This window comes from Embleya sp. NPDC005971 (assembly GCF_040629175.1).
Lineage (GTDB): Bacteria > Actinomycetota > Actinomycetes > Streptomycetales > Streptomycetaceae > Embleya.
The window spans coordinates 43,136-62,032 of sequence record NZ_JBEXUX010000060.1; the positions used below are offsets into that span (position 1 = coordinate 43,136).

Sequence of the window (18,897 nt, forward strand, 5' to 3'; positions counted from 1 at the left end):
ACACGCGCAAACGCGGCGACCCCACCCTCTCGGGTGGGGTCGCCGTGCGGCGTTTGGCATCGCACCCGGACCCCGTTCGTGGTGCCGGGGTGGCCCCGCCGCGCGGGCCGTCTACCGGGAGGATGCCGCCCAGGCCGGGTCAGGCCGAACGCAGCGGCGCGGGCGTGTCGACGTCCGCCACGGTCGCGCTCCAGAGCGAAGGCGCTTTCGCCCGCGGCCACTTGATCGCGCCGCCGGGGGAACGCGTCGCCGTCACCCGACGGACCAGCTCGCCGGGCAGGTCCACCCGGCGATGCTCGACCCCCGGCTCGACCAGCGCCAGGAGCGCGGGCCACACGAGGAACGAATTCAGGCGAAGCTGCTCGACCACGTCCTCGCCGTCCAGTCCCGGAGCGTAGGTGTTCCGCTGCTGGCGTACGTTCGCGCCCAGGGTCAGGGCGTCCGCGAACACCAGGAACGTGCTCAGCCCGTCCCATGTGCCGTCCACGTCCACGGCGAACCGGATTTCCGGCCGCCGCGTGTTCTGGTCGACTTCCAGGTGAATGAACACCCCCCACGGCGCTTCCGCCAGGTCGGCGGCACGCGGCTCCGCGGGCACGGGAAACGCGACGTACACGCAGTACTGCGGAAGGCCCGTCATGATGCGCTCTCGCGGGATGCGCGGATCGAGCGCCGTCTCCCCCGACCACAGGGCGGGCACCACCAGCTCTGCCACCTCCGGGGTCACCCAGAAAACGCCCTTGTCGAGGTCCCAGGTCGACAGCGCGGCCACGCGCGCCAGGTCGCGCCCGAGGTGAGGCGGGACCACGCCGCCGTACGCGTCCCCGACCACCTTGTGAGCGGCCGCCATCGGGAGCCAAATGTCGTCCGGCCACTCGAAATCCGGGTCGCTGCCCTTGACCGCCGCGATCCGGTGCAGGTCGCCCAACACCGACGGATAACGTCGGCGCATCTCCCGTTGCAGATCCATGCAGCGAGCGCCGGCCGCTTCCAGGAGATCGGTCGTGGACATGCCCGCCCGGGGCGGGTGTGACGAGGTCATGCCGCGAGCGTAGCCAGGCCCACCTGCGGCGGTCCCCCGAACGCGCGAGACGCATCGGTGCCCGGGTGGGAGTCGCGCCGCCGGCGTGGATGCCGTACGCAGCCCCGGCCCGCCCGACGTCGCCGGGCGCGGCCCCACCATCGTGACGCCCCGGTGGCCGGGGGCGCGCCGGGCTTGGGAGGATGGCCGGGCCGGCCCGGTGGTGGACGTCTCGACAACTCTCCCCGGGCCGGCTTTCTCTTCCCTCAAAAATAGCAACACGTGTTGCACATTAACGGTGAGTCATGCGATGCTCACCGGGTCGAGACACCCGCCCAGGCGGGCAACCACCATGCTGCACCGGAGAGCCGACATGACCCTCGAAACAGTCACATCCACGGCACCCGCCGACCGCCCGCGACGACACGACGCCGCGCGCCCCGGCATCCACTGGCGCTACGCCCCCGACAGCACCGAGCTGCACCTCGACGTCCCCGACTCGCGACACCCCGCGTGGCAGACCGTGAAGCCGTTGGCGCACACGTCGGAGGCCACCTACCTCCCCGCGTTCGCCCCCGATCACCGGGACGTCGTTCTCGCCGCACTGCGTGAGGCGTTCGGCCGTACCGGCTTGGAGCCCATCGCGTACGTCGATGTCGATCTGCGGCTCGACACCGCCCGGCCGCAGCACGACGGAACGTGCCTCAGGTGGGCGGGCGTCATGCTGGCCGCCACCGGTGAACACCACTCGTGGCGGGGGAAGGTCCAACTGCACCGGGCGGACGTGATTCACGGTGCGCTGCTCACGGAAGGCGAGGGAGGCGAAAGGCGCGTCGCGTGGGAACCTGGCACGGTCGTGCGGGTACGCGACGTACCTCGCCCCAGCCTCGCGGGACACTCGACCGACGCGTACACGACCGTCGCCGACACCGACGACGACCCGCTCGACGCCTTGCGTCGCGAGGGACATCGAGTGTTCGGCCTGCGTCACCACCACGACATCCCGCCCGCACCCGATGACGCCTCGCCGGGCCGCCCCCCGAGGATGGCGAACGAGTGGCCCGCGACGATGCGCGTGGTGCCCACCGACTACCCCTGCCGCGACGTGCAACAAGAGCTTGTGGTCGATCCCGCGGCCGGGCTGGTCTACGTGTACCGGTCCGTCCGAGGCGGGTTCCACACCTGCTACGTGGTGCCTCTCACGCCCGAACGGGCGGCCGTCATCGACGCCTACGACGAGGCGTTCGAGCGATCGCCCGTCGCGTACGCGACCGTGGGCGCCGACGCCGAGGCCGCCGCGCTCCTTGCGCGGGGCGGGTACACGCCGCAACGGGTGCACGACGTCCGCGCGCTGTTCGCGATCGACGACGCCGACGACGCCCGCGCGCTCCTCGCCCGCTCCAAGGACGAATGGGGGGCGGCCGGTTGGGAGATGCACCGCGCCGTCAACCCCGCGACGGCCCCGCTTTGGCGCGCGACGGACGCCCAGGCTCTCGCCGATGCCGGCATCGGAGCCCATCGCGCGTACGAACTCCGCACCGGCGAGGACGGTCACCCGCGTGACGTCGTCGACGCCATCGCCACGCACGCGTCCACCCCGAACGCCGCCGGCCGGGCGGCCGTCGCGCTGTTGAAGGGGATCCCCAACGTGGACGAACTCCGCGAGCGGCTGTCCATGGCGCGCACGCACACCGTCGAGCGCCGGGAAGAGTGGACGTTCGAGCCCATGGATCTGGGCGCCCTCATGGGCATCAGCCGTTCCGGCATGTCGGTGGGCATGGACGAACACCGGTTCACCATGGCCGACCGGTCCACCGCGTCCCTGTGGACCGTGGTGGATCACTGGTGGGCGTACGACGGCGAAGGCGACGCCGGCGGGACGGAGACCGTCCACCTGACCGAACCCGAGGCCCGCACGGCGTGGCGCGAGGCCCGCGACGACGCCAAGGCCAGGACCACGCCCCCCGCCCCGCGCCCCGAACCCGCGGACGACCACTGCCCCGGCCCGGACGTCGAACACTGCGACAACTGTGGAGCGACCCAGCCCAACAATCCGTGGTTGGACATGGGTTGGATGCTGGCGAACCTGGGCCGCGCGTGCAGCCCCCACTGTCACGGCGAGATGAGCGACGCCAGGGGCGAACACGCCCGACGCCACCATCGCCACTGGTAGGAGGTCGCCGGCCCGGCCGCCGCCACAGCGGCCGGGCCCGCCCGGACATCAGGAGAGAACGCCATGACCACGCCCGCCCTGCCCGCTCCGACCGTCCCACTCAGCCGCGCCGGACTCGCCCGCCGGTACGGCGTGGCCCGCTCGATCGTCACGCGCACGCTGCAACAGGCCGCGAAGGCCCACGCCCAGGACCCCACCCGCACACCGCCGCCCCAACCCCTCAACCCCGGCGAACCCATCGAACTGTTCGACCCCCACGTATTCGATGGGTTCTGGTACGCCCGTCCCGGCCGGGGTCGACCCCGAACGTCCGACCGACACTCCGACCCGAACACCACGGGAGCGGCGTGATCGTCGTCGAGCACCGCCACGGGGGTTGCCGCCCCCAGGAGTTGCGGGCCGCGATCGTCGGTGCCGGCTACCCTCCAAGCCGGCACCGACCCCACGATTCCCGCTCGGAGTCGGGACAGAGTTGCTCACCCTGATTCCCACCCGCCGGCGTCGCACACAGGTGCCCACAACACCGGCCGGCCGCAGCCTCGTTGATCCCGGCGTGACGAGTTACCGCGTACTCCGCTGTACGGAGTGTCAGGCACCGAGTCAGGCCGTCGAGCAGGGAAGATCCACGGATCCCGTCGTTCGCGCGGGGATCCGACACGTCTACGCCGAGCACCCCGAGTCGGTTCCGTTCGAGGTGCTGCGCGACGAAAACGCCACCGAGGCCGATCGATCGCGGCCGGCCGGTTTCTGACAATCGCCCCGCCCGCCGGAACGGCCTCGCTACCCTCGCCGCCGAGCCGCACGAGCACGCACGACACCGCGCGGGCGCACCGGCCCACCGGGCCCGGCGCCCCGGACCCCGAACGGCCATCGGCCCCGCACACGCGGGGAATCGCGCGAGATCGCGCACCGATCGCGGCCGCCCGGCCCCGATTCGCCCCCCACTCTTGGGAGACACATGTCCGACGCCATCACCCTTTCCGCGCACTGCCGGCCCGGCCGGCCCGCCGTCCTGGTGGCCGTCGGCCCGGCCGACGTCCTGCACGCCGCCGCCGCCCAGGGCCGCCCCGTCACCACGACCCCCGGCATCCTGGCCACCCACGACGTCCACCTCGCCGACGTGCAGACCGACGCGTGGGAGTACCGCGGCCGCGCCCTGATCGCCCACCACGTCGACCACACTCGCCACGCGCCCGGATCACCGCTCGCCGACGCCCACGTCCGCATCGACGCCCGCCACCGCGAGCGCGACCGACTCGCCGCACTGGCCGAGGAGTTCCGCGCCGCGCCCATGCCGACCGCCGCCGCCTCCCGCGCCGACGACACCCGGCGAGCCGCCGCCGACGCGGTCCGCGCCGCCGACCTCGCCGAGTACGAGACCCGGCGCGCGTGGATCGACGCCGCCCTCGCCGTCCTGCCCCCGGACCTCGCCGACGCATGGGAAATCGAGGACATCCACACCGCCGAATGGTCGAGTCCGACCGTGGGGGAGCTCGCCGCCGCGCACGACCGCGCCGAGTGCAGGCAGGCCGTCGCCCGCGAACACGCCCGACGCGTGGAGTCGACACCGTCCCAGGACGCCGGCCCCGCCCTCGCCGCCGCACTGCGCGCCGCGCACGACGCCATCGAGCGCGCTTTCGCGCGAGCGACCTGACGGCCTGTCGCCGGGCCCGGCCCAGTGCCGGGCCCGTGCACGTTGGCCCCGCCCCGCGAGGTGTCGATCGCGCACCGCTCGATCACCGCCGCCGCGTGGGCCGCGTCTTCCTCAGCCGCCGTTGCAGGGGACTCTCCCCCCGGACCTCGCACGAGCGACAGATCGGCACGTCCGGACGATCGGGACCGTCCGCGACCGCCCCGCAGTACGGCGTGCCCCCGACACCGCCTCGGAGCCAGTGCCGCACCCGCCCGTGCTCCCCGACCGTCGCGTACACCTCCGCCTGCTCGACCCCCGGCCCGGCCCCGCCCACCGCGGCCACCCCCAGCGCGGCCAACCGCAGCGACACCGCCTGCCGGCTGATCCCGAGGCGCTCGCCGATCGCGGTCCCGGTCGCGACCCGGCCCGCGGCCCGCAGGATCGCCGCCTCCGTCGCTTCCCAGCCGGCCCGCAGTTCGGGCAGCAGCGCCACCAGTGCGAGCGCCCCCTCGCGATCGATCCCCGGATCCGCGAGCGCCCGCTCGACCAGGACCGCGGTCGGCAGCGTGCCGAGCGTGCGCTCCCACGCCATCACCTCCGCCCGCGTGTCCGCGTACCGGGCGGTGAGGACCTCGCCCGGCGTCAGCACGTCCAGGCCCGCGCCCTCGACCAGCACCGCGAGACCACGCTCGGCCACCACCTCGGCCGCCTCACGCTCCGCGCGCCAGGAGTCGGCCGGCAGCGAGGCGAGCAGCCGCTCGACCAGGACCTCGCGCACCCCGTCGAGCCGATCCGGATACTCGCGGTCGCGGATATAGGGAGCCGTGGCGCCCTCCACCTCGTACGGCCGGACCGTCACGTACCCGTCCCCGTACGCGCCGTCGACGGCCGCCCGCACCGCCCCCACCGCCCACGCCCGCCGACTCAAGTCCCGGTACAGATAGGCGACGTCGACCATGTCCGGCACCCGGCGCGCGACCCAGCTCCGCGCCGTGTTCTCCGTCGGCCCGTCCACCCACCGGATAACCCACCGGTCGCGGTATTCCGCCGTCGCGTCCACGTCGAAATGCCGACCGAGGTCTGTGGCCAAGGCCCGCGCGCGGCGCGTGCGATCACGATTGCTCATGCCGTCAAGTCTTCCTTGACAGCGCCCGCGGGCGTACGTGAATCCCGCGAAATCGGGCCGCGAGACCGCACATTCGCGAGCCACCCGGAGGGCTCGGGTGGTTGGTCCGGTGGGGTGTCGGCAGCCTCCCACATCGGCGGGGGCGATGCGACCGACGGCGGGTGTGGGCCGCCCTCCGGCCCCCAGGGGGGCCGGAGGGTGGCCCGGCGGGCGCCGTTGGCGCGTTCACCGCCGGGCCATCCCGCGCAAGCGCGGGACGTCGGGGCGGGCGCCGTTGGCGCGCTAACCGCCCCGATGGTCGGCCCTGCGCCGTTGGCGCGCACCGGGCCGACCAGCCCACACCCGCCGTCGGTCGCATCGCCCCCGCCGATGTGGGTTGCTGTCGACACCCCACCGGACCAACCACCCGAGGGGTTCAACTCACGCAACGCCTACACAAGGAGATTCGGGAACATGACAAAGCCGAAGCGCACCAAGGACGCGGCGGCGGGCCGCCGCATCGGAGCATGCCGCCTTTGCGGAACCACCTTCCAGGACCGCCAGGGCAACTACCTCGCGCCGGGCACGACGGCACCGGACCACAACGGTCGGAACGGCAAGAAGTGCCCGCTGAGCGGTACCGCTCTCATCGACGGAAGCTGACCCCCCGGTAAGACCGGCTCACCGCCGGCCCACACCCGCCAACCGGCCGGCGTGGGCCGGCTCGCGCGCCAAAAGCTGAAGGACGGCCGGCAAGCCGGCCGGCTGAACCCCGCCTCTGAAGCGCCCGCAAGCGGGCGCCCGGCGGGAATCGACGGCCGGCAGGCCGGCCGACAGGCCCGCCTCTCAAGCGCCCGCAAGCGGACGCCCGGCGGGAAAAGGACGGCCGGCAAGCCGGCCGGCTGAACCCCGCCTCTGAAGCGCCCTAAAGGGCGCCCGGCGGGAAATCGACGGCCGCAAGCGGCCGCGGTCGCCCCCCAAGTGGCCTACGGCCACGGGCGACCGATTCTGCCCCGAAGGGGCAGGCGCCGAAGGCGCGCGGCCCCTCAAGCGCCTTACGGCGCGGGCCGCCCCTGCGGGGCAAAGGAAGCCGCAAGCGGCTGACCCCCACAAGCTCTGTCTATCGCGCTCGACAAAAATGTCTATGTAAGTAGACAAGCATGGTGCGACGCGACTACCGTCTCTTTCGCAGGCACAGCCCGGCGAACCGAGAGGCCCCACCGTGTCCACTCCCGCGTACGATCCCGTCCCCGTGTACGACGCCACCGCGACCAGGGTCGGCACCATGTGGATGGTCGACATCCCCGGACTGCCCGACGGCAGCACCGCCGCCGCCCACGGCCGCACGTGGCCCGAGGCCCAGAAGAACGCCGGGGATCGCATTCGCGAACTGCTCGGCCCGGACGGGGGCGCGTTCGGCGTCCGCCTCTCCCCCGCCGACCCCGACGCCGACGCCGCCGTACAGGCCCTCGTCGAGGCCCGCACCGCCCTCCACCACGCCGAGGAGTCCGCCCGCGAGGCCGCGGAACACGCCGCCCGCACCCTCACGGCCCAGGGCTGGACCACCCGCGACGCCGGCGCCGTCCTCCGGATCTCCCATCAACGCGTCGCGCAACTCGCGCCCCAACAGAAGTAGGCTCCCCGGATCTCCTTGTGTGAGTTGGAGAAATGCCGCCGCTCGCGGGCTGGTTACCCGAGCGACACAACGAGCGGCGGCCGCGCCCCCGACAGCCCCGACACACGGGGCCGTCGGGGGCGTACTCGTACCCGGGCAACGGGTGGACCGCCTGTACGCCGCGACCGTCCGCAGGGCCGGCCGGCCCTGACAGGGCAACGACTCTTCACCGGGCGCGCCTTTTATATTGCATCTCATTGCATTTCATTCTGCGATACGTAATGCAATGAGATGCAATGCAATATGTTAGACTCAGCGTGACGACCCACACACCACCCGGGAGTGCCACGCGATGACCGAGACGACCGAGCAGCCCGAGCCCGACATCCGGCCCACGAGCCCGACGTGCGGGTATCCCGCCTGCACATCCGCCCCCAAGCCGCGCACCCCGGACACTCGCGGACCCGCCCCGAAATACTGCGCGGACCCCGAACACACCGCCCTGTCCGCGTTCCGGGCGAAGCAGAAGCGGGCCGCCGAGGCGGCCGGGCGACCCGAGCCCGTCGACGTGGACCGGCCCGTGACCATGGCCGTTGCCGCAGCCTCCGACCGCCGGGCCGACGTCCTCACCCATGGCGAGCGGCTCATCGACGCCATGCGCGGCTACGTCGAGGAACTCCGCACGATCACCGACCCCGAAGCCGCCGAGGCCCAGATCGCCGCCGTCACCACCGAGGCGCAGACCCAGATCGCCAAGGCGGAGGAAGCCGCCAGCCACGAGAAGGCCAAACGGCTGAACGCGGAGAAGGCCAAACAGGCAGCGGTGCAGGGTGAGGAATCCGCCGTCGAAGCCGCAAGGCAAGCAGTCGGGGAACTCGACGAGGCCAAGGAGGAGTACACCGCCGAACTTGAGCGCATCCGCGCCGAGACTGCGCAGCAGGTCGCCGACGCCGAGCAGGCCACGATCGGGGCGACCAAGGAGGCGGACGCCGCCACGAAGCGCGCCGATCAGGCCGAGAAGGACCTCGCCACGGCCCGCAAGGAGTACGGCGAGGAGACCGAGCGCATTCGTGCCGAGGCCGCGAGGAAGGTCGCCGACGTCCAGGCCGACGCCGAGAGGCAGATCGCCACAGTCCGCACGGACGCCGAGACGAGCATCGCCGACGCTCAACGCGAGACCCGCGAGAAGGAGGCGGCCGCCGCCGAGGCCGACCGGCTACGGACCGAAGCCGAGGCCAAGCGCGATGAGGCCAAGGAGGCCGCCGTCGGGGCCAAGCGCCTGCAAGACGAGGCCACCGAGGAAGCCCGTCGGCAAACCACCCTGCGCGCGACGGCCGAGGCGACCATTGCGACCGCCCGCGGAGAGGTGGAACTCGCCAGGCAGCGGGAGAAGTTCGCCCGGGAACAGCGCGACAGCCGCGCCGCCGAGATGTCCCGGCTGGAGGAGACTCTCGCCGGCCTCCGCGAGGAGGACAGGCAGCGCGCCGAACGCGTCGCCCACCTCGAACGCCTATTGGACCGCGCCCAGGCCGGCGGCCAACCCCCCGCCCCCGACGCGACCTAGCCCGCGGACCCGGCAGCCCACGGCAGGGCAGCCCTCCGGGGGGCCACCTTCCGGAGAGGAGGGGCCGCAGGCTGCGGTGCGCGGGAGCGCGGCACGAGGACGGACCCCGGGCCTGGACGCTGCGGTACGGGGGACACGGATCGGGGTCTCTCCGCCACCGGCGCCAGAGGCAAGCACGCGGCCGCCGGCCCTGCAAGTGCCCAACCCCAGGGCACTTGCAGGGCCGACGACCGCGTGCTCGGGACGAGCCCGCCGCCGACGGAGAGACCCCGATCCGAGCCCCCCTCACGGGGCCGGCCGGCCCCCACCCGGCAACCCGCATCGGCCCACCGATCCGCCGACCCGCCAGGATCACAAACCGGTAACAAAGCTCTCTGACCTGCGAAAACAGCCCATCGTGGCCCCGGATCGGCTAGAATTTCAATTGTCGGAAGGGAGCAAGGGAAGCCTTCCGGAACAACCGAAACAAGGAGTACCGGATGATCGCCACCACCGCCGAGGACGTCACCGCCGAAGCCGAGGTCCCCGCCGCCGAGCTCGCCACCGCCGTCGCCCCGCGCGTCGAGGTCGAGCGGCTCACCGCCCACCCCGGCAACGTGCGCACGCACCTCGCCGTCGACGACGCGATGATCGCCTCCGTCCGCGCGAGCGGGGTGATCGTGCCCCTGAAGGTCACCGCCGGCGGACGCGTGATCGACGGACACCGCCGCCTCGCCGCCGCCCTCGCCGCCGGCGTCGCCACCGTCCCCTACGAGACGGACGACGCCACCGAGTCCGACCAGTACCTCGCCATGTACACCACCGCCGAGCACCGCGTCGCGCTCACCCCGACCGAGAAGGCCACCGCCCTGTTCGAGGCCAAGCGATCCGGGGCGACCGCCCGCCGGATCGCCAAGGTCACCGGACTCGACGCCGACCAGGTCCGCGCCGGCATCACGGTGGGCGGAACCCCCGCCGTCCTCGACGCCGCCCGGGGTGCCGGCTACGAGTACACCCTCGTGGAGCTCGCCGACCTCGCCCGCTACAAGGACGACCCCGAGGCGATCGAGCGCATCACCGCCGACGCCGACCGCCACAGCCTCGCCTACGCGATGCGCATCGAGGACCAGCGCCGCGCGGACATCGCCGAGTACGCCCGCAAGCGCGAGGTACTCCTCGCCGCCGGCCACCCCGTCCGCGACACCATGCCCGACGAGGACGGAGCCACCCCGCTGCACCGCCTGTCCCTGTCCCCCGACGCGCACCGGGAATGCCCGCATCACGTGATGGCCCCCAGCCCCTACGCCGAGCACCGGTGGATGCCCTGGTGTCTCGACCCCAGCGGCCACGACGCGCCCCCCGCGCACGGCAGGAGCACCACCCCCCAGCGCACCCCCGAGGAGCGCCGCAGGGTGGTCCAGGGAAACCGGCACCTCGCGGCCGCCCACCAGCTCCGACAGGAGTGGTTGACCGGATTCCTCACCCGCCGCACCCGGCCCAGGGAGGCGAGCGCCGCCATGGCCGTACAGGTGACCCGTGCCCTGCTCGGCAGCGGACGCAGCATCCTCGACAGCCGGTACGGCGCCCGCGCCCGCGCCCTGCTCGACCACGTGTACGGCGACGCCGGCAGGTTCGACGAGCTCATCGCCACCGCCGACGCCCGCCGTCTGCCCGTGCTCCAGTTCGCCGGCGTCGCGAGCTGCTACGAGAACGACACCACCACGCACGACAACATCTGGCGCACCGACGACCGGGCGCCGGTGGGGAGTCTGCGCGAGAAGGTCGTCGAGTGGCTCACCCTCTGCCGGACGCTCGGCTACCAGCCCACCCCGATCGAGCTCGCCATCATCGCCGGCACCGCCTACGACCCCGACGCCCACCGCCCCACCGACCCCACCACCGCCGACGACGACCAGGCGCCCACCCTCACCGACTGACCCCACCCACCGACCCCCACAGGAGCAGGACATGGCCGACAACACGACCAGCCCCGCCGCCCCGACCACGAGCGCCACCGACCTTGACTACTACCGGGGGTGGATCGAGCTTCCCCCGACCCCCACCTTCCCGTTCAACGTGATTGTCAGCCAGGGGGAGGACGGCGCCACCGTGTTCGACATCGAGACCAACCCCGACTGCCCCCTCCCCCGCGACCGGAACGGCACCGCCCCTGTGCGTGTGTGGGTCGACAGCGTGTGCGTCTACGACCAGGGCGACGAAACCCCCGACCTCGCCTAGCGGCTACAAATTCAATTGTCGGGGGATGGAGTCCTTCCGTCCCCCGACCCCCACCCACCGCCCAGGAGGACCCCGTGCCCACCGCCACCGCCGCCACCTACACCCACGAGCCCGTCATCGAGTCCGTGACCGGCTACCCCCGCGACCCCGCATGGCTGGTGGGCAGCCACGAGGTAACCCTCCGCATCGCCGCCGGCCTCACTCTCCGCAACTACCTGGTCATGACCGCCGACTACGCCGACTTCGGCTACCGGCGATGCGGCCAGCCCTGCCCCATCCACGGATGGCGTGTCGAGTACGTCCTCACCGATGCGCGGACCGGCCGGACCGTCCGGGTCCGACTCGTCCACCAGATGGGACGAGACGACAACACCGGGTGGGCGATCGTCGTCGACCACGACCCCGCCCGCCGCCTCTCCGGATTCCGCACGGACCCCGAACTCCGGTGGCACCAAGGCAACATCCCCGACCAGCTCGCCCAGGCCATCGACCGCGCCATCCGCAGGTTCTGACCACCGGGTGCAGCGAGGGGACGCACCGGACCCACCGGCCCGGTGCCCACCCCCGAGGCATCCCTCGGACACCCCACCCACCAGGGAGAGGCCACAGCCATGCCCGAAACCGCCACCCCCGACGCCGACACCGCTGTCGCCCAAGTCGCCGCACTCGTCGAGAACATGACCCCGGACCGCCCCTACGACCAGGTGATGTCGCTCACCTACGCGATGTGGTCCGACGAGGGAATCGAACACCACATTTCCGCATACCTGGTCGCCGGCGAGCAGCGCGCGGGTCACCACCCCGTCGCCATGCAGTACCGCGCGGCACTCACCTACGCCGGCGGGGACGACTGGCCCGAACCCAACGTCATCGCCGACGCGGTGTACCCGGAGTCCGCGAGGCTCCCCCTCATCGAGGTATGGGCACGCGAGCGCGCCGCCGCCATCTCCGACACCTACATCCCATACGTCCCGCCGGAGGCTGTACACGCCGGCGTGCTGGAGTCCGTGCGCGACCTCGCCGCGAACGCGATCGGTCTCGATGACGCCGACCTCGCCGACCGCATGCTCGCCATCGTCGAGCACATGGCCGACTTCGCCCGCCGGCTCGCGGTATGGGCGGACACGCACAGCGACGAGCACGGGCGCGTGACCGTGTCCGGGGCCCAGTGCCACGCGGACGCCCTCGCCCGACTCATGCGCGACATCCCCGGCACCATCCGCGACGTCCCCACCGCGCCGGCCGACCGCCCCACCGCCCGCCTGTACACCGTCACCGGCCTCATCCGCCACGGCCGCCTTCAGCCCGCCGCAGTCCTCGCCGGCACCTACCCCTGCCCGTACTACGACTGTGGCCCCCACTGGAGCAGGCAGGGACCGCTCTACGCCGATCAGGTATGGGCCCTCGACCCCGCAGACGCCCAGGCGCAGGCCATCGAGCGCGCGCGGGCCGAGTACCTCGACGAGGACTGACCCCCCCGCTCCCCGCCGGCCGGACCACCCGGCCGGCGGGGAGCCCCGGCGAGGCCGTGACGACCCCGGCCGGCATCGAGCCGACCGGGGTCGGGCTTCGCCGCCCCCATCTCACCGACACGACACGACCGGGCCCGAGCCCGGCGCCATCCCCACCGCACGACATCGACCAGGACGGACACATGCCCGCCACACAGCAGCGCACCGCACGCCTCCCCGCCTACGACGGTCCCCTCGCCTGGACCGATCGGGCCCTGACGATCGACGGCACCATCGCGTACACGACCGTGCGCGTGCCCGACGCCGGATCACTCGGCGTCACCCGACGCCAAATGGTCGAGTCCCTCGCCCACGGCTACGACGTACGCACAAGCCGGATCAGCCCCGACGTCGGGGCGCCCTACGACCGCCACGCGGTGTGGGTGCAGGGCGACACCGCCGCCGTCGTGCGATTTGTCGCCGCCCTGCCCACCCTGCTCGCGACCATCGAGCGGGCCGCGACGGTCGCGACCCGCGCCCTGGGCACGTGGATGCGCGACAGCGCGTGCGGCCAGCGCTGGACCGAGTACAACGACGCCAGCCATCAACGCGTCGCCCGCCGCCACTGGCGCCGCGAATACATGCGCGCGCTCGCCACCCGCATCGGCCCCGAGCGCGCCCCCGACCGCGACGCCCCCCCAATGCCCGACCGGGCCGAGAACCACCTCGCCCTCGCCAATCGGATCGCGCACGCCCAGGCCGCGACCGTGGTCGACGTCGACGCCACCCGCGACCACGCCGCCGAGACCGCCGTCCTCGCCGCGGCATTGCTGCTGCCGCCGCGCGAGCCCCAGCCCGAGCGGTACATCCCCGACGCGCACGCTGTCCAGGACGCGATTTGGGGACCGCCGCTCGGCGGCCGCCGCCACTGGTGGGGGACCGAACCCCTCCCCGAGATCGGCGACGTCGTCACCACCTACGGCCCCCGGGACGACGAGATCGAGCCCGAGCCGCAGGCCGCGCCCGCGCCCGAGGTCGAGGCCGAGGTCGAGGCCGAGGTCGAGGTCGAGGCCGAGGCCGAGCCGGAAACCGCGCCCGAGGTCGAGGCCACCCGGGACGAGCAACCGCACCGAGCCGACGCGACCCACGACACCGGCACCCCGCGCCGCAGGCCCGCCGGGCATGCCCTCGCCACCGACCCCACCCGGCGCAGGCGCCCCGGGCCCGCCCCCACCCGCACGACCAGGCCGAGCCCCCGACGACCCTCCACACGCGCCCGGACACACGCACCACGACGGATCCCCGCAAACCCCCACGCCCACCACGACGGCCCGCGTCGACGCTCCGCCGGCCGCGCCCGACACCGAGCCGACACCCGATGACGTAGGACAGCGGGCCGGCGCCCGGACAGGCGCCGGCCCGCCCCCGAGGAGCGGCTACATTTTGAACTGTCGTATTTCCTCGCCGCCAAGGAGCGCAGACGTGCAGATCATCGACGGCCAGCCGTACCTGGCCCGGGCCGAGCTCGCCGCCCGCGTCGGACGCACCGAACGCTCCCTCAGCAATTGGTGGCGAGACCGCGACGGCAACTCACACCCGCCCGCCGTCCGCGTCGAGCGCACCCTCCATTGGGACGCACAGACGTGGATCACGTGGTACGAGGAGCACGTCCGGACCACGTGGCAGGACCACAACCCGCCCGGCGCCGGCCGGGCGCCCACCCCCGTGCACTTCTCGGCGACGCCCGACGACACGATGATCGGGAGCGCAGAGGTCGCCGCCGAGACCGGCATGGGCCCCCGCACGATCCGCGAGTACCGCCGCAACCCCCCGGCCGGGTGGCCCGAGCCGACCTGGACCCTCGACGAGCACGGCCGCGAGATCCCGGAATGGCGCGTCGGCGACATCCGCGACTACATCCGCAACCGCGACGGCAGCAGCCGAGGCCGCCCCGCCGGACGGACCCCGTCCGCCCCCCGCAAGGCCCACGCCTACGAGGGCGACCCCCGTCTCGACACCGCCGCCCAAGCCCTCGCCGCCGACCCCGACACCTCCGCCACCGCCCTCGCCGCCCGCCTCGCCGCGGAACACGGCGGATCCCCACGCACGTGGGAACGCATCTGCGCGACCGCGACCCTTCTGGGCGGCACCCGCGAGTAGTCCCCGTCTGAGCCGTATCACCCAGGACAGCCGGCACACCCCTGCGCTAGGGTCCGCGCACGGCGCGTGATCACCGGGGGGTGCGATATGTCCACAGTGCAGGCCAGGGGCATGATGCTGCTCATCGAGGGAGCCCCGCCCGGCCGCCGCGGCCGCCGCGAGAGCCCCGAGAGTGAGCTCGCCGAATGGATCGGCCTCGCACCCGTGCTCTGTCCCGGCGTACAGACCGACTCGATCCAGCTCCCGCAAGGCACCTCGCAGCAGATCGCCCGAGGATGGCTCACCCGGGCCGGCGCGACGCGCGGCCCCCTGGTTATCCATCTGTCCGGGCACCTGCTCGGCACCTCCGCCGACCCGCACCTCGCACTCCGCCCGACCACCGGCGTGCGCGCCAGGTACGAGGCACTGCCCTGGTCGTGGATCGCCGCCGCCATCGCGCCCCGCCCCGCCGGGTCCACCCTGATCATCGCCGACTGCACCGCCGACGCCGCCCTGCTCGCGGCACTGACCGCCGAGCCCGGCCCCCTCGGCCGAGCACCCATGCTCGCCGCCGTCGGCCCCGTCCCCGACCACGACGCCCCCCACCACCTGTACGCGTCCACCCTGGTAGCCGTCCTCCGCCGAGGACTCCCCGGCCGAGGCCCCACCCTCACCGCCGACCAGGTCCACACCGAGGTCACCACCCTCGCCGCCCTCGACCCCGGCACCATCACCATGGTGCCCACCGTCCCGGTGCCCCACCTGCTCAACACCGGCAGCCCCGCCGCCGCCCCCGCCGCCTCCCCATGGACCACCGCGGCCCACACACCCCCACCCCGGCCCCAGCCCGCGCCGACCGCGCCGAGCAGGCCCTCCCGCCCCGCGCCCACCGCGCCCCCACCCGCACCCCGGGGCGACGAGGACCGCGTCCAGGCCATACACGACGCCGCCGCACGCGGAGACGCCACCGGCGCGCTACCGATGGCCGTCGGATACCGCACCCAGATCGAGCGACGGTTCCCGCCCAGTCACTCGCGCGTGTGGGACGCCATGGAACTGGAGGCGTGGCTTCTCGCGCAGATCCCCGACCGCGTCCGCGACGCCGTCCACGCCTATACCCGCCTCGCCATCCGCCGGGCCGAGACGCTCGGCGACGAGCACGCCGACGTCATCAGCGCCCGCGAGACCGCCCGCACCCTCAGCCGCACCGACACCACCCCCACACCACAGGCCGCCCCCCCGGCCCCACCCACCGAGACCCCCGCACCCGACACCCCCCGACAGAGCGCCGCCGGCGGAACCCTGCGGGACCGCGTGGCCGAGGCCCGCCGCCAGGCACCGCCCCCCACCCACGACCGCGCCGCCGACACCCCGCCCGCCGACGTACAACCCCGCGTCGACGCCATCCGCGCCGCCGACCAGGCCGGCGACCCCACCACCGCCGCCCGCCTCGCCGACGCCCTCGCCGCCGATCTCTACGCCGCCCACGGCCCCACCCACCCCGACGTCCTCCACGCCCGCGAACTCACCGCTTTGATGCGCGCCCGAACCGGCCGCATCGCCGAGGCCATCGAGATCCACATCGGCATCGCCCGCGTCCGCGTGACCTCGCTCGGCCCCACCCACCCCCAGACCCGCCAGGCCGCCGACAACGCCCTCGCGCTGTGGCTCCGCGACATCCCCGACGACCAGGCCCACGTACACGGCTCCGCGCTCCTCGACCTGCGCAGCCGCGTCCCCGACGACCGCGCCCGCGCCCACGTCCGCAGCCGACTCGACCGCATCCACCGGCATGCGACCGCCGGGGCAGCCCCACCGACCCCGGCCCCGCCGCCGTCACCCATCCTGGCCCCGCAGGCCGCAGGGGCGAGGCCCACCGGCCCGCCCGCCGAGGCGGCACCGGCCCCACAACCACCCCCGCCACCCACGTCGCCCCCGCAGGCCGCAGAGTCGAGGCCCACCGGCCCGCCCGCCGAGGCGGCACCGGCCATGACCGAGATCCGCGCCGCCGCCGCCATCGGCGACTACCCCGCCGCCGTCGCCGCGACCGAGGCCCTGATCATCACCATGGCCCGCGTGTACGGACCGGAACACGCACACACCCTCGCCGCCCTCGACGTCCGCGCCCAGATGCTCGCCGCGGTCGGCGAAACCGGCGAGGCCCTCGCCGTGTACGTCGACCTCGCCCAGCGCCTCGCCCGACACAGCCCCCGCGACGACACCGCCATCCACGACGCGGCCGTCGCAGCCGACCGACTCTGGCACCGGCTCGGCACCACCGCGGCCGGCCTCCGCGCCGCGCACGCCGTCCTCACCATGCACGAGACGGCACACCCCACCGGACTCGCCGCCGCCGAGACCCACCGCGACACCATTCGCGCCACCCTCACCGACCGCCGCCGCGCCACCGACTGACCCGAAGCCCCCACCATCGAATCCGGATCGGTGGCCGGGGCCGAAGGCGATCAATCTGGCAAGTTTTTGCGCGCCGAGCCGGCGCCGGCCGCGGCCGTTCTCAGACCACCGTCGTGTCGATCGGTGGCCCGTCGTCCGAGGCCGGGGGCAACTCGCGTTGGAGGACCTGCGCGAGCGCGTCCCGCATCAGGTCCCCGACCGTCACGATCCGCCCGCTCAACTCTTGTCGCTCCCGGAGAGCCGCCTCGGTCGGCGAGAGCCCATGACCGTCCCGCCACGCCATCAACCTCAGGACCGCCGGCTCGGACGTCCAGTACGCCGCCCGACGTGCCGTCTCGACCAGGTCCCCGGGCAGGCGCACGCTCAGCCGGGCGTTGCGGTTCATCGACGAGAGAGTGCCCCAGGGGCGACCGGCCGCGCCCGTCGCCCCGGCCGGCGCCGGCTTCCAGGCCCGGTCCCACCCACGTTCGGCGAGCTCCGTCCGCAGCCCCTACCCGAGCAGGAGATCGGCCGTGCCCATGAGCTGGTCGGCCGCGCGCAGACGCGCACGCTCGACCCGCACCGCCTGCAGATGTTCCGACCGCTCACGCGAGGTCAGGCCGTCGGGAATGCGAGCCACCCGGATTCCTCGCCACCGTTGCTCGCGTCGGGCCTCCGCGCGCACCAGTTCACCCAGCGCGGCCAAATCCTCACGACGAACTTTGACATTCATCGGCACCAGGCCACGGGAATTCACCACATTCATCGAATCAATCTAGCAAGTTTACGCGGGATTCCGTTCGGATTGGGTGCGCGATATATCTGGTGCCATGACACGGGGGGCGGTCGGGGAGCGGGACCAGGGCGACGGGCGCACCGTCGTGCCGTGGCTGTCGCTCGCCGCCGACGCGTCGACCCGGGCCCGCTACCGGGCCATGGTTCATGTCCGCGGTGACGCCGACTGCTGGTACTGGACGCGGAATCTGTCATCGTCGGGACACGCGAAATTCCGTGCCGGGTCGCGGACGAGCGGCACCTCGCGGATGGTCACCGCGCACGTGCTCGGGTGGGTGATCCACCACGGCGCGATCCCGCCCGAGGTCGTGCGGCACACGTGCGACGAGCCGAGTTGTCAGCAGCCCCGCCATTGGGTCGCGGGCCGGCGCGGGGAGAACGTGATCGACTACTACGCGCGCCGTCACCGGGGCCCGCTCGCCGACGTCCGAGGGCCCCGCGGCCGGGCGGAGGCGATCCGCGCCGCGATCGTGTCCACCCTCGCGGCCGACCCCGCGAGTGTGGAGGACGCCATCGCGGCCGCCATCGCGGCCGGCGCTCCACCCGCCACGCAGACCCTGCTGTTTTGACCGGCGACCGGCCGGCGGATCGCGAACCGGCCGGCAACAGTGAAACCCCCGGAGGCATCCGCCTCCGGGGGTTTCGGGTGTGTGGGTGCCGTCCCGGGCACCGTGGCAGAGCGTAGCGCCAGGCACCCGGCGCGCGGTAGCCCGCGCGCCGGGGGGGGGGGGGGGGCGGGGGCCCGCCCCCCCCCCGCACCCCCCGCCCCAGCCCCCCCCCCCCCCCCCCC

The 18,897-nt window shown here is 73.6% G+C and carries 18 protein-coding genes; 14 read left to right on the forward strand and 4 right to left on the reverse strand.

Features of this window, described 5'->3' with window-relative positions:
* Positions 1–139: 139 nt before the first annotated feature.
* Entirely contained in the window at positions 140–1,042 is a 903-nt protein-coding gene (locus tag ABZ374_RS37225; protein WP_360319972.1) for a hypothetical protein, read from the reverse strand.
* 352 nt (positions 1,043–1,394) lie between these two features.
* Here ABZ374_RS37225 and ABZ374_RS37230 point away from each other — a divergent pair, with 352 nt between their 5' ends.
* The 3 genes from ABZ374_RS37230 (at position 1,395) to ABZ374_RS37240 (ending at position 4,848) form a co-directional block, all read left to right on the forward strand.
* Entirely contained in the window at positions 1,395–3,194 is a 1,800-nt protein-coding gene (locus tag ABZ374_RS37230; RefSeq protein WP_360319975.1) for a hypothetical protein, read from the forward strand.
* A gap of 63 nt (positions 3,195–3,257) precedes the next feature.
* Complete coding sequence (locus ABZ374_RS37235; protein WP_360319978.1) at positions 3,258–3,545, forward strand: hypothetical protein; 288 nt, start codon at positions 3,258–3,260, stop codon at positions 3,543–3,545.
* 607 nt (positions 3,546–4,152) lie between these two features.
* Positions 4,153–4,848: a hypothetical protein gene (locus tag ABZ374_RS37240; RefSeq protein ID WP_360319981.1), complete on the forward strand. Its 696-nt coding sequence runs from the start codon at positions 4,153–4,155 to the stop codon at positions 4,846–4,848.
* Between the two features lie 82 nt (positions 4,849–4,930).
* Here ABZ374_RS37240 and ABZ374_RS37245 read toward each other — a convergent pair whose 3' ends face one another.
* Complete coding sequence (locus ABZ374_RS37245; protein ID WP_360319984.1) at positions 4,931–5,953, reverse strand: hypothetical protein; 1,023 nt, start codon at positions 5,951–5,953, stop codon at positions 4,931–4,933.
* 453 nt (positions 5,954–6,406) lie between these two features.
* Between ABZ374_RS37245 and ABZ374_RS37250 the strand changes: the two genes are divergently transcribed.
* From ABZ374_RS37250 to ABZ374_RS37295, 10 genes are all read left to right on the forward strand, one after another.
* Positions 6,407–6,595 carry a hypothetical protein gene (locus ABZ374_RS37250; RefSeq protein WP_360319987.1) on the forward strand — a complete coding sequence of 63 codons (189 nt, stop codon included), beginning with the start codon at positions 6,407–6,409 and terminating at the stop codon, positions 6,593–6,595.
* Between the two features lie 589 nt (positions 6,596–7,184).
* Positions 7,185–7,568 (forward strand): hypothetical protein, encoded by a 384-nt coding sequence (locus tag ABZ374_RS37255; protein ID WP_360319990.1) that lies wholly within the window; start codon positions 7,185–7,187, stop codon positions 7,566–7,568.
* A 331-nt stretch (positions 7,569–7,899) separates the two neighbouring features.
* Entirely contained in the window at positions 7,900–9,111 is a 1,212-nt protein-coding gene (locus ABZ374_RS37260) for a hypothetical protein (RefSeq protein ID WP_360319993.1), read from the forward strand.
* Positions 9,112–9,590: 479 nt separating this feature from the next.
* Positions 9,591–11,027 (forward strand): ParB N-terminal domain-containing protein, encoded by a 1,437-nt coding sequence (locus ABZ374_RS37265; protein WP_360319996.1) that lies wholly within the window; start codon positions 9,591–9,593, stop codon positions 11,025–11,027.
* A gap of 31 nt (positions 11,028–11,058) precedes the next feature.
* On the forward strand, positions 11,059–11,328 hold the full coding sequence (locus ABZ374_RS37270; protein WP_360319999.1) for a hypothetical protein: 270 nt from the start codon (positions 11,059–11,061) through the stop codon (positions 11,326–11,328).
* Between the two features lie 74 nt (positions 11,329–11,402).
* Entirely contained in the window at positions 11,403–11,840 is a 438-nt protein-coding gene (locus ABZ374_RS37275) for a hypothetical protein (RefSeq protein ID WP_360320002.1), read from the forward strand.
* Between the two features lie 99 nt (positions 11,841–11,939).
* Positions 11,940–12,800, forward strand: a complete 861-nt coding sequence (locus ABZ374_RS37280; protein WP_360320005.1) for a hypothetical protein — start codon at positions 11,940–11,942, stop codon at positions 12,798–12,800.
* A 182-nt stretch (positions 12,801–12,982) separates the two neighbouring features.
* Positions 12,983–14,161 carry a hypothetical protein gene (locus tag ABZ374_RS37285; RefSeq protein WP_360320008.1) on the forward strand — a complete coding sequence of 393 codons (1,179 nt, stop codon included), beginning with the start codon at positions 12,983–12,985 and terminating at the stop codon, positions 14,159–14,161.
* Positions 14,162–14,261: 100 nt separating this feature from the next.
* Entirely contained in the window at positions 14,262–14,939 is a 678-nt protein-coding gene (locus tag ABZ374_RS37290; protein WP_360320011.1) for a hypothetical protein, read from the forward strand.
* Positions 14,940–15,026: 87 nt separating this feature from the next.
* Positions 15,027–17,333 carry a hypothetical protein gene (locus tag ABZ374_RS37295; RefSeq protein WP_360320014.1) on the forward strand — a complete coding sequence of 769 codons (2,307 nt, stop codon included), beginning with the start codon at positions 15,027–15,029 and terminating at the stop codon, positions 17,331–17,333.
* 100 nt (positions 17,334–17,433) lie between these two features.
* Here ABZ374_RS37295 and ABZ374_RS37300 read toward each other — a convergent pair whose 3' ends face one another.
* Complete coding sequence (locus tag ABZ374_RS37300; protein WP_360320017.1) at positions 17,434–17,718, reverse strand: hypothetical protein; 285 nt, start codon at positions 17,716–17,718, stop codon at positions 17,434–17,436.
* A 105-nt stretch (positions 17,719–17,823) separates the two neighbouring features.
* Positions 17,824–18,078, reverse strand: coding sequence for a hypothetical protein (locus tag ABZ374_RS37305; protein WP_360320020.1), 255 nt, complete (start codon positions 18,076–18,078; stop codon positions 17,824–17,826).
* 64 nt (positions 18,079–18,142) lie between these two features.
* Between ABZ374_RS37305 and ABZ374_RS37310 the strand changes: the two genes are divergently transcribed.
* Positions 18,143–18,676, forward strand: coding sequence for a hypothetical protein (locus ABZ374_RS37310; RefSeq protein ID WP_360320023.1), 534 nt, complete (start codon positions 18,143–18,145; stop codon positions 18,674–18,676).
* Positions 18,677–18,897: the final 221 nt, after the last annotated feature.